General features: G+C 59.5%; 9 protein-coding genes and 4 tRNA genes. 9 read left to right on the forward strand and 4 right to left on the reverse strand.

The window, feature by feature from the left end; all coding sequences use genetic code 11:
* Window positions 1–192: 192 nt before the first annotated feature.
* On the reverse strand, window positions 193–3675 hold the full coding sequence (gene dnaE, locus FJU11_RS17675; protein WP_141168406.1) for a DNA polymerase III subunit alpha: 3483 nt from the start codon (window positions 3673–3675) through the stop codon (window positions 193–195).
* 509 nt (window positions 3676–4184) lie between these two features.
* Here dnaE and FJU11_RS17680 point away from each other — a divergent pair.
* The 4 genes from FJU11_RS17680 to FJU11_RS17695 all read left to right on the forward strand — a co-directional run bounded on the left by FJU11_RS17680 (window position 4185) and on the right by FJU11_RS17695 (window position 6118).
* A tRNA-Pro gene (locus tag FJU11_RS17680) sits at window positions 4185–4261 on the forward strand.
* Between the two features lie 137 nt (window positions 4262–4398).
* Window positions 4399–4704 (forward strand): ETC complex I subunit, encoded by a 306-nt coding sequence (locus FJU11_RS17685; RefSeq protein ID WP_181408237.1) that lies wholly within the window; start codon window positions 4399–4401, stop codon window positions 4702–4704.
* 33 nt (window positions 4705–4737) lie between these two features.
* Window positions 4738–4814 (forward strand) — tRNA-Arg (locus FJU11_RS17690).
* 263 nt (window positions 4815–5077) lie between these two features.
* Window positions 5078–6118 (forward strand): acyltransferase family protein, encoded by a 1041-nt coding sequence (locus tag FJU11_RS17695; protein ID WP_181408238.1) that lies wholly within the window; start codon window positions 5078–5080, stop codon window positions 6116–6118.
* 85 nt (window positions 6119–6203) lie between these two features.
* Here the strand turns inward: FJU11_RS17695 and FJU11_RS18810 are convergent, their stop codons facing one another.
* Window positions 6204–6701 carry a DUF192 domain-containing protein gene (locus tag FJU11_RS18810; protein ID WP_141168402.1) on the reverse strand — a complete coding sequence of 166 codons (498 nt, stop codon included), beginning with the start codon at window positions 6699–6701 and terminating at the stop codon, window positions 6204–6206.
* Window positions 6673–7251 carry a cold-shock protein gene (locus FJU11_RS17705; RefSeq protein ID WP_141168403.1) on the reverse strand — a complete coding sequence of 193 codons (579 nt, stop codon included), beginning with the start codon at window positions 7249–7251 and terminating at the stop codon, window positions 6673–6675. The genes FJU11_RS18810 and FJU11_RS17705 overlap by 29 nt, the downstream gene beginning before the upstream one ends.
* A gap of 202 nt (window positions 7252–7453) precedes the next feature.
* On the opposite strand from FJU11_RS17705, the gene gloA reads away from it, so the two are divergent.
* From gloA to FJU11_RS18865, 5 genes are all read left to right on the forward strand, one after another.
* A complete protein-coding gene (gene gloA, locus FJU11_RS17710) occupies window positions 7454–7894 on the forward strand; it encodes a lactoylglutathione lyase (RefSeq protein WP_141168404.1) in 441 nt (146 codons plus the stop codon).
* A gap of 112 nt (window positions 7895–8006) precedes the next feature.
* Window positions 8007–8082: transfer RNA gene (locus tag FJU11_RS17715), tRNA-Glu, on the forward strand.
* Between the two features lie 74 nt (window positions 8083–8156).
* Window positions 8157–8232: transfer RNA gene (locus FJU11_RS17720), tRNA-Glu, on the forward strand.
* A 221-nt stretch (window positions 8233–8453) separates the two neighbouring features.
* Window positions 8454–9590: a helix-turn-helix domain-containing protein gene (locus FJU11_RS17725; RefSeq protein WP_141168405.1), complete on the forward strand. Its 1137-nt coding sequence runs from the start codon at window positions 8454–8456 to the stop codon at window positions 9588–9590.
* A complete protein-coding gene (locus tag FJU11_RS18865; RefSeq protein ID WP_181408239.1) occupies window positions 9587–10057 on the forward strand; it encodes a PIN domain-containing protein in 471 nt (156 codons plus the stop codon). Before FJU11_RS17725 ends, FJU11_RS18865 begins: the two co-directional genes overlap by 4 nt.
* A 56-nt stretch (window positions 10058–10113) precedes the next feature.
* Here FJU11_RS18865 and FJU11_RS18485 read toward each other — a convergent pair.
* Window positions 10114–10417 (reverse strand): hypothetical protein (locus tag FJU11_RS18485; protein ID WP_210242914.1); only part of this gene is annotated, 304 nt, incomplete at its 5' end.

Consider the following 10417-nt stretch of genomic DNA (forward strand, 5'->3'; position numbering starts at 1 on the left):
TGCAAACAGGGCCGGCCCGAAGGGTTCGACCGTGCCGCTTTCCCGTTCGGCGGGCAAACGAGACACTGGCTCGTTTGCTTCTCCGCCTCACTGTCGGCGATCTTGCCCGATGAACCACATCGCGCTGCGATCGCCTTCGCGTGGGAAGCAGGCACGATCGAACAGAGCGCTTCCGTATAAACCTGAAAAACTCTAGACGAGTTCCACGTCGATGACACCCGGTGCCGCCTTCAGCGCCGAAGCGATCTGCGGCGAGATGCGATAGCGGCGAGCAAGCTCGATCTCGACTTCGCGGCCGCCCTCCTCCTGAACGACGACGAAGGAAACGCGGCCTTCCCCGGCATCGTTCAGATGACCGGCAATGGCCGCAAGCGGCCCACTGTCGCGCACGAAGACGCGAAGCGCCGACTGCAGCCGTACCGCCTCCTCCTCGAGCGACTGGACGCTCTGGATGCGCATATTGATGCCTTCTGGCCGTTCTTCGGCACTGACGGTGATGACAAGGGAACGTCCGGGTTCGAGGATGTCCCGGTACTCCTGCAGCATCTCGGAAAAGAGGACGGCTTCGTACTGGCCGGTGGCATCGGAAAAGACGACGATGCCCATCTTGTTGCCGGTACGTGTCTTGCGCTCCTGCTTGGCCGTGACGGTGCCGGCGAGCCGGCCGGCGGTCGCTCCCTTGCGCACCGCAGCCGCGAAGTCCGCATAGGTCTGTACGCGCATCTTCGACAGCACTTCCGCGTAGGAATCGAGCGGATGAGCCGACAGGTAGAAACCGAGCACCTGGAATTCGCGCTGCAGCTTTTCCGACGGCAGCCATGTCGCCACGGCCGGAAGACGAATGTCGCCGGTCATCTCGCCCGCCTGCCCGAGCCCGAACATGTCCGACTGGCCGCTGGTCCGGTTTTCGTGCTCGCGCTGGGCAAAGCCGATGATGCGGTCCGTACCGGCGATCAACGCCGCCCGGTCGTGGCCGAAGCAGTCGAACGCGCCGGCCGAGACGAGACTTTCGAAGACACGGCGATTGAGAAGCTTCGGATCGATGCGCCGGCAGAAATCCTCGAGATTTTCGAAGGCCGTGTCGCCGCGTACCGCCACGATGTGATCGACCGCGGCATCGCCGACACCCTTGATGGCGGCGAGCGCGTAGTAGATACGGCCCTCGCCCGTCTCGAAATGGCGAAAGGACGTCTGCACCGAAGGCGGTACGACCTCGATGCCGAGCCGTGCGGCATCGCGGCGGAAATCGTTCAGCTTTTCCGTGTTCGCCATGTCGAGCGTCATCGACGCGGCGAGGAATTCGACCGGATAGTGCGCTTTGATATAGGCCGTCTGATAGGAGACGTAGCCATAGGCTGCCGCGTGCGACTTGTTGAAGCCGTAATTGGCGAACTTGGCGAGCAGGTCGAAGATCATGTCCGCACGAGCACGTTCGACACCGTTTTCGACGGCGCCTTCGACGAAGCGCACGCGCTGCTTGTCCATTTCCGCCTTGATCTTCTTGCCCATTGCCCGGCGGAGAAGATCGGCCTCGCCGAGCGAGTAGCCCGAAAGCACTTGAGCGATCTGCATCACCTGTTCCTGGTAGATGATGACGCCCTGAGTCTCTTCGAGCAGATGATCGATCTTGGGATGGATCGATTCGATCGTCTCCTCGCCGTGCTTGCGGGCGTTGTAGACCGGAATGTTCTCCATCGGCCCCGGCCGATAGAGTGCGACCAGTGCGATGATGTCCTCGATGCGGTCCGGCTGCATGCCGAGCAGGGCCTTGCGCATGCCCGCGCTTTCGATCTGGAAAACGCCCACCGTCTCGCCGCGCGAGAGCATGGCGTAGGTCTCGGCATCGTCGAGCGGCAGGCCCGCGAGATCGACGTCGATGTCGCGCTTGGCGATGAAGTCCACCGCCGTCTTGAGGACGGTCAGCGTCTTCAGCCCGAGGAAGTCGAACTTCACGAGACCGGCCTGCTCGACCCACTTCATGTTGAACTGGGTAACCGGCATGTCGGAACGCGGATCGCGGTACATCGGCACGAGCCGGGACAACGGGCGGTCGCCGATGACGATGCCGGCCGCGTGGGTGGAAGCATGCCGGTAGAGACCTTCGAGCTTCTGGGCGATGTCGAGTAGCTTGCCGACGACGGGCTCCTTCTCCGCCTCCTCCTCGAATTTCGGATCGTCCGCGATGGCCTTGTGCAGCGGCGTCGGGTTCGCCGGATTGTTGGGCACCAGCTTGCAGATGCGATCGACCTGCCCATAGGGCATTTCGAGCACGCGACCGACGTCACGAAGAGCGGCCCGGGCCTGCAGCGATCCGAAGGTAATGATCTGGCCGACCTGTTCGCGTCCGTATTTCTCCTGGACGTAGCGGATGACCTCTTCACGCCGATCCTGACAGAAATCGATATCGAAGTCGGGCATCGAGACGCGTTCGGGATTGAGGAACCGCTCGAAGAGCAAGGAGAAGCGCAGCGGATCGATATCGGTGACCGTCAGCGCGTAGGCAACGAGCGAACCGGCACCCGAACCGCGGCCCGGACCGACGGGAATGTCCCTGGACTTCGCCCACTTGATGAAGTCGGAGACGATCAGGAAGTAGCCCGGAAACTTCATGCGCTCGATGATGGCGAGCTCGCTTTCGAGCCGTTCCTCGTAATCATCCTGCTCGAAACCCGGTGCGCAACCGAGCGTATCCAGCCGGGCGGCGAGACCGACCTGTGCCTGACGACGCAACTCCGAAGCTTCCGCGCGAATGGTTTCTTCCGGATCGTCCGAATTGCCTGCGAACTTCGGCAACATCGGCTGACACGTCTCCAGCAGGAAGCTGCAGCGTTTGGCGATCTCGATCGTGTTTTCAAGCGCTTCGGGAAGATCGGCAAAGAGCGCACACATTTCCGCGCGGCTCTTGAGGTAATGGTCTTCGGTGAGGTGGAAGCGGCTTTCGTCGGAAACCATGGCGTTTTCGGCGACCGCCATCAGCGCATCGTGCGATTCGAAATCGTCCGGCGCCGGGAAGAAGGGTTCGTTCGTCGCGACGAGCGGAACCGCGTGCTCGTAGGCGAGCGCCAGCATGCGGCCCTCATGGGCGCGGTCGTAAGCACCGTGACGCTGTATCTCGATATAGAGCCGATCGGCGAACAGATCCTGGAGCCGGGCAAGCCGAGCCTGTGCCTTTTCGCGTCCGGATTGAATGAGCGCGGCGTCGATCGGGCCCTTCGCGCCACCGCTGAGCGCAATCACCCCCTCGGTGCCTTCCTGCTCGAGCCACCCGAGGCTGATATGCGCCCGTTCCGACGTCGACCCTTCCAGATAGGCACGAGACATGAGGCTGACCAACCGGCGATACCCGCTCTCGTCGGCCGCGATCAGCACCAGTGAAGGGTTCTGTTCGCGCATCGAACGATTGCCGCGACGTTCGCCACTTTCGCCGTCCTGCATGTCGATCTCAAGCTGACATCCCGTGATCGGCTGCAGGCCCTCTTCGGATGCCTTCACGGAGAATTCGAGCGCGGCGAAGAAATTGTTGGTGTCCGCGATGCCGATCGCCGGCTGACGATCCTCGACCGCCTTCTTGATCAACGTCTTGACCGGTAGCGCTCCTTCGAGCAGCGAGTACGCCGAGTGTACGCGCAGATGGACGAACCCCGGACCGGCCGCCTGCTCTCTCGCCTCATCCATACCCTGCACCCTTGCGTTCCATCGAATTTCAAGCGGATTCGCGAAAGCGAATTCTGGCCAGCTATGACCGCGAAGTCCATGCGCGTCGTGAAGCTATCCCCCGGCGAAAGGCGAACGACGCAAGAGGACGATCCGGCCGGACTGAAAGCGGCGGGTGCCGGCCGGATCGCCGGCGATCTCCGGGCGCGGGGTACGGCCGGAGAACGGACATACGACCTTCAAAAGGCCATGAGCAGACATCCGAAACTGGCAAGGAAGATGGAGACGGAGACGAAGGCAACGCAGTCGCGTGTGAAATCGAGCATGACCAAAGATCCTTTCCGTTAAGAAACATCATAATGTTCCTGTTTTGTTCTGTCGTCAAGTTCTTGTTTTCTGGCGTTTGGATCTGATCAACAAGCGTGGCAGCCGCGACGGCGCGAGCCCGGTGCTTCCGTCCGTACATACGCGCGTCGGATCGGTTGCGAGCGACGGGCGAACCGTGTATCTCGGCGAACGGCAAGCCGGCCCGGAGCGTAGCGCAGCCTGGTAGCGCATCTGGTTTGGGACCAGAGGGTCGCAGGTTCGAATCCTGCCGCTCCGACCACCGGATCCACAGGAATGTATGCGCTTGCGCGCGGAGGCGTTCGGGGAAACGGGCTCGCGGTCCACTGCCTCGAACATGCAGTGTCGAACCGCAGAAACCGTTGCGCACAACGGCCCTGCCTCGCATGGAGTATCGTGATGTCCGCGAAGATCTATCGCCCCGCCAAGACGGCCATGCAGTCGGGGAAGGCGAGAACGGACCATTGGGTCCTGGAGTTCGACCCGGAGATCCCCCGCAAGATCGATCCGATGATGGGGTACACGAGTTCCAAGGACATGCGCCAGCAAGTGCACCTGAACTTCGATAGCCGCGAGGAGGCCGTTGCCTACGCCGAACGCAACGGCATCGCCTATCGTATTGCGCAGCCGAAGGAAACCAAACGCAAGCGCGTGGCTTATGCAGATAATTTCCGCTATTCGCGCCGTCAGCCCTGGACGCATTGAACTGTCGGCAGGCAAACGATACCGAGCCAACACGGCCCCTTAGCTCAGCTGGATAGAGCACCGGCCTTCTAAGCCGGCGGTCGCAGGTTCGAATCCTGCAGGGGTCGCCATCTTCACCCGCCGACGTTTCCTGCAGGAATGCAACGGATCACACGCCGAACGCATGATCGGGTGGAGCAAAGGGGCGTCCCTGACGTTATAGCCTTGAGGGACGCGAGGCTTTCCTTCGTTCGTCTGGACGGACGAGACGGCCGTTCAAGCAGTGGACGAAGACCTTTCCATGCCGCCCAATCCGCAATCCTCCGCGCCCATACGCGGCACTGCCAAAACGTTGCCCGGAACCGGGACGGGTCGCGCAACGCAATGGCAATACATGCCGGCGCTCGATGGCGTGCGCGCGCTTGCCGCACTCGTCGTCGTCGGGTTTCACGCCCGTTGGTTCGCAACGCTCGGCGGCTTCATCGGTGTCGACGTCTTCTTCGTGCTGAGCGGGTTCCTCATCACTTCGCTCCTTCGCATGGAGACCGAGCGCACGGGAACGCTTTCCCTCGGCGTTTTCTGGTTCCGACGCCTCGCGAGGCTCTGGCCGGCACTCCTCGTCGTCTGCGTGGCGGTCGTCCTCGCCGCACCGTTGTTCTGGCCGTCCGCGAACCTGCTGCACGAGATTCTTCTTCCGACATTCTACGTCAGCGACTATTCGAAGGCGCTTTTCGCCTCGCCCGACATCATGCAGCATTCCTGGTCGCTCGCCGTCGAGATGCAGTTCTACCTTCTCTGGCCGGTCGTCATCCTCGCTTCGCGATCGATTTCGAACGAGCGGCTCGCGGGAATGCTCTTCGCGGCATTCCTCACATTCACCGTGATCCGCATCGTCGGCATCGAATTCTTCTCGGACTGGGGGAGCGTCTACTATCGCGCCGATTGCCGGCTCTCCGGCCTGATTCTCGGCGGGCTTCTGGCAATCAAGCCGATCCCCGCCGAACGGCTCATGCGATCGTCGGGCCTGCTCGCTTTGCTGGTGCTCGCACTTTGTACTTATCTCTTTCGCTGGGCGACGCCGCTCAGCCTCTCGCTCGGCACGACACTCGTACAACTGACCACGGTCGTGCTCATCAGCGCGATCGTCCGGCCGAAGGATCTGGTGCACGGGATCTTGTCGTCCAGCGTGATGGTTACGCTCGGGCTATGGTCCTATTCGCTGTATCTCTGGCACTATCCGGTCGTTCGGGCCCTGCGCGAATACGATCTCACATCGAGCGAACGCTTCGCACTCGCGCTCTGCGTCGCGATTCCGCTTTCGGCGCTGACCTACACCGTCGTCGAGCGACCGGCCTATCGCTTCGCGAAGAAAAAGATGGCAGGGAAGCCACGTGACGCCGTCGGGCCGCATTCGGCGCCCTCGCAGCATCGATGAACTCTTTGAAATGGATGATCGCCGGTATTGGAAACGACTGATCGCCGGACCGGTCTCCATTGTCTTCAGACCGGGCGGAAACCGCCTACGGTTCATCGATCAGGCGGTTCGAGACATGGTCGCCGGCCTTGGCATCGATCGATCCCGCAACGCCACCCTTGAGCTCGATCACGAAACGCACGGGCTCGGGCGAAGCGATGATATCCGTCGAGAACGGCTGGGCTTTTCGCGCGATCCCGGCAATTTCACCGTCGGCCTTCACGAAAATCATGTCGAGGGAAAGCGGCGTATTCTTCATCCACATGGTGACGGGACGGGAACGATCGAACCGGAAGATCATGCCGTGATCGTCGGCCATGGTCTCGCGGTGCATGAGTCCGCGTTCACGCGTCTGCTTCGTAAGGGCTTCCTCGACGTGGAAGACATGGTCGCCCGTCCGGGTCGTGATCGTCAGGGGAGAGGTTTGCGCCGCGGATCCATCGCTGCAAGAGAAAGCGAGAAGCGCGAGCGTTGTCGCAAGGGCGAGAACGAAGCGTTCGCGGCCGCCTAAACCTTTAGTGCGCACCGGTAAAATCCGATGCATTTTCGGGATGGATCTCCGACGCCATCAGACCCTTGGTGCCCTCGCCGTAACGCACGAGGACGGCCTGCCCCGGCCGAAGCTCCGTCAGGCCGTAGCGCCGCAACGTTTCCATGTGAACGAAGATATCCGACGTCCCCTCACCCCGCGTCAGAAAGCCGAAACCCTTGGTCCGGTTGAACCATTTGACGGTAGCGCGCTCGAGGCCGCTCGTCGGCGTGACCTGGACATGGGTCCGCACTGGCGGCAGCTGGGACGGATGAACAGCGGTCGACTGATCCATGGAAAGGATGCGAAAGGCCTGAAAACCACGATCGCCGTTGTGCACTTCGCAGACGACCCGCGCGCCCTCGCGCACCGTGCGGTAGCCGTCTCGGCGCAGGCAGGTGACGTGCAGGAGAACGTCTTCCATACCGTTGTCGGGAACGATGAATCCGAAGCCCTTGGCGACGTCGAACCACTTGATCACACCGGTCAACTCGAAAAGATCGACCGCCTCGCCGGCCACAGCCGTGCGTTGCGCATCCTCCTTGCGAGAAGTTTCATGCCCCATGCCCGCAGACCTTCTGCCTGACACGCCGGAGTCCGTCCGCCGCTTGATTCGTCCTTCACATTAGCATCGACGGGGCATTGCTGCGCAAGGCTCCTTTTGACGATTTCGTCGCAGCAATCCTTTTTCCGACACCACCGTTGCGGATCGACATGGGGCCCCTATTCTTCCTACCCGACCGATCTTCATACGGCAGGAGGGTAAATTGCGTTATCTTCATACCATGGTTCGCGTTCGCGACATCGACGAATCGCTGGATTTCTATTGCAACAAGCTCGGCATGGTGGAAATCCGCCGGAGCGAGAACGAGAAGGGGCGGTTCACGCTCATCTTCCTCGCGGGACCCGACGACGAAAGGCGCGCGCGGGAAGAAAAGGCGCCCATGGTCGAACTGACATACAACTGGGATCCGGAGGATTACTCGGGCGGTCGGAACTTCGGACACCTCGCCTACGAGGTCGACGACATCTACGCGCTCTGCCAGAAGCTCATGGACGCGGGCGTGACGATCAACCGTCCGCCGCGCGACGGCAACATGGCTTTCGTGCGCTCGCCGGACGGCATCTCCTTCGAACTCCTGCAGAAGGGCGAAGCTCAGGAACCCAAGGAGCCCTGGGCATCCATGGAGAATACCGGCAGCTGGTAGCCTCGACTAATCGGTGCGTCTCTCTTCGCATTGCTTTACATCAATGACAAAAAACGTCCCCCGCCGGCTTGCGGGGGAAAAGCGACACCTCTATAAGGCCGGCGTGTCGCGAGCGCCCATCGTCTAGCGGTCTAGGACGCCGCCCTTTCACGGCGGAAACACGGGTTCGAGTCCCGTTGGGCGTACCACCACGCGAGCCGGGTTTACGCCTCTGCTCGCATGTGAAATAACGCGCCTGCGATGGTTTGGAGCCATCGCTCGTGCGCCCATCGTCTAGCGGTCCAGGACGCCGCCCTCTCACGGCGGAAACAGGGGTTCGATTCCCCTTGGGCGTACCAAAATTCCGTTTTTCGTCTAAGCCCTTGATCTCGCTTGCCTTTTCGAATGAGCGCAAGCAGCCCTTCCCCACTCCATTTCCCCACATACGCGCAACCCTTCCCTTACCGACCTTGGCTGGGCGCTTGAATACGTCAGCAAGCTCACGCAAAATGCACGCAGAAGGAGAGTCGGGCCGAAGAGGTGCCAAAGCCGTCACAGCATAAGGAATGGATAGACCCTCATGGCGGCGGATATAATGCCGATTTCACCAACTGTTCTAAGGTGGGCAAGAGAACGCGCGGGCTTTTCGCTCGATGCGCTGGCCGGCGATTTCACGAAGCTAGCCGAATGGGAAGCCGGGGACATGGCCCCCACTTATCCGCAGCTTGAGCAACTTGCGGATAAGCTCAAGCTACCGATATCAGTCTTCTTTTTTCCTGAGCCTCCTGATGTTCCTGCTCCTGAACAAACCTTCCGCACGTTGGGCGCGCAACAGCTGCAAGGTATCCCACCCCGCATCCGCCTCTTGCTACGGAAGGCGCGCGCTCTCCAGCTTGGCCTAGAAGAGCTGAATAATGGAGCCAGCCCCTCAGTCCGTCTAATTACGGATGATCTGAGATTCAGCCCATCGGAGAACATTAACGAGATTGCCAGTGCAGTTCGTGAGTATCTAGGCGTCTCGATTGAAGAGCAGCTTTCGTGGAACAACATAGATCACGCCCTCAAAGAATGGCGGTCCACACTTCAGTCTGTTGGTGTTTATGTCTTTAAGGACCAATTTCGTCAGCCTGAATATTCCGGCTTCTGCCTATACGATCCCATTTTCCCTATCATTTATGTGAACAACACAAATTCAAAATCCCGACAGATATTCACTTTGTTTCACGAACTTGCTCACCTTCTATTTCATACGAGTGGTATAGATGAGAAAAATGATAGGTACCTAGAACAATTACGCGATGACAATCTTCGAATTGAGGTCATATGCAATCAATTTGCCTCTAGTTTTCTCATACCAGACGAAATATTCGAGTCCGTCAATGGCAGCCTCGTTCCCGACGAGGATGCGGCTGAGGAGTTAGCTAGACGCTTTTCGGTGAGTAGGGAGGCGATATTCAGAAAATTCTTGGATCGCGGAGAAATCTCTGCGTATCAATACGAACAAGCCGCTAATCAATGGAGTGCTCAGCTACAAAAGGGAAGCGGCGGTAACCCTTATAACAATACGATCGCATACCTCGGGCGTGATTACATAACACTCGCGTTTCGAAAATTTCATCAAAACCAGATAAGCTACGCTGATCTGAGTGACTACCTCAACACCAAGCAGAAACACCTGGCGACCCTCGAGGAATATGTTGCGAGGGGGAAAAATTGAGTTACGTTTTTGACAACAACGCCTTTTCTCTGCTCTTCCACAGCTTTTATCCTCGCCGATTTCCTAGCCTTTGGCGACAGTTTGATCTTCTCGTTGAAGACGGCCTAATTACCTCAACGAGAGAAGTGCGGCGCGAACTTCTTGATGACAGGTCCGCCTCGTTACGCCAGTGGGCGCATGACAACGCGGAGATATTCCCGTCGCCCGACGGGGATGAAGGGGCGTTCGTGGGTGAGATTTTTTCCGTTCCACACTTCCGACAACTCCTTAGCCGAAGGTCCATCTTAAAGGGTGGGAGAAATGCGGACCCGTTCGTTGTCGCACGCGCGCAGTCGTTGAACGCTACAGTCGTGACGTTGGAAGGCGAACCACCCAACGGTGCGAAGATTCCCAATGTCTGCCGGCACTTTGGCGTCGCGTGCGGTTCCTTGGAGGATTTCATGGAGGCAGAGGACTGGGTGTTCTAGTTTGATGAGGGCTTTCTATGCAGATTGCATACCCAAGGAGTGCATAGGAGCGCGGCCTAATTCTCTTCGTCCTCATCGTCCTCAGCTTCCCTCAGACGCTCTTTCACGTCCTCAGGATAATCCGCAGCGTGCTCCTCGATGATCGCCTTTACGGCACTCGGGCTGAACTCTCCTAGCGCCCTTGCGAAAAGCCATCGTTGAGAGTGCAGCGACTTCCCGAATGTTTTCGAAAGCTTGCTTTGGATACTCGCGATTTGTTGCTCTATCCATTTGTGTAGGGCGGTGAGAAAGTAGGCCACGAAGCGGCGCCGATGTGGTTTGCCGCGCCGGTGTAAAATCCGGCCAGTGGTTAGGCTGTTT

This window comes from Pararhizobium mangrovi (assembly GCF_006516965.1).
In the GTDB taxonomy this organism is placed as follows: domain Bacteria; phylum Pseudomonadota; class Alphaproteobacteria; order Rhizobiales; family Rhizobiaceae; genus Pararhizobium_B; species Pararhizobium_B mangrovi.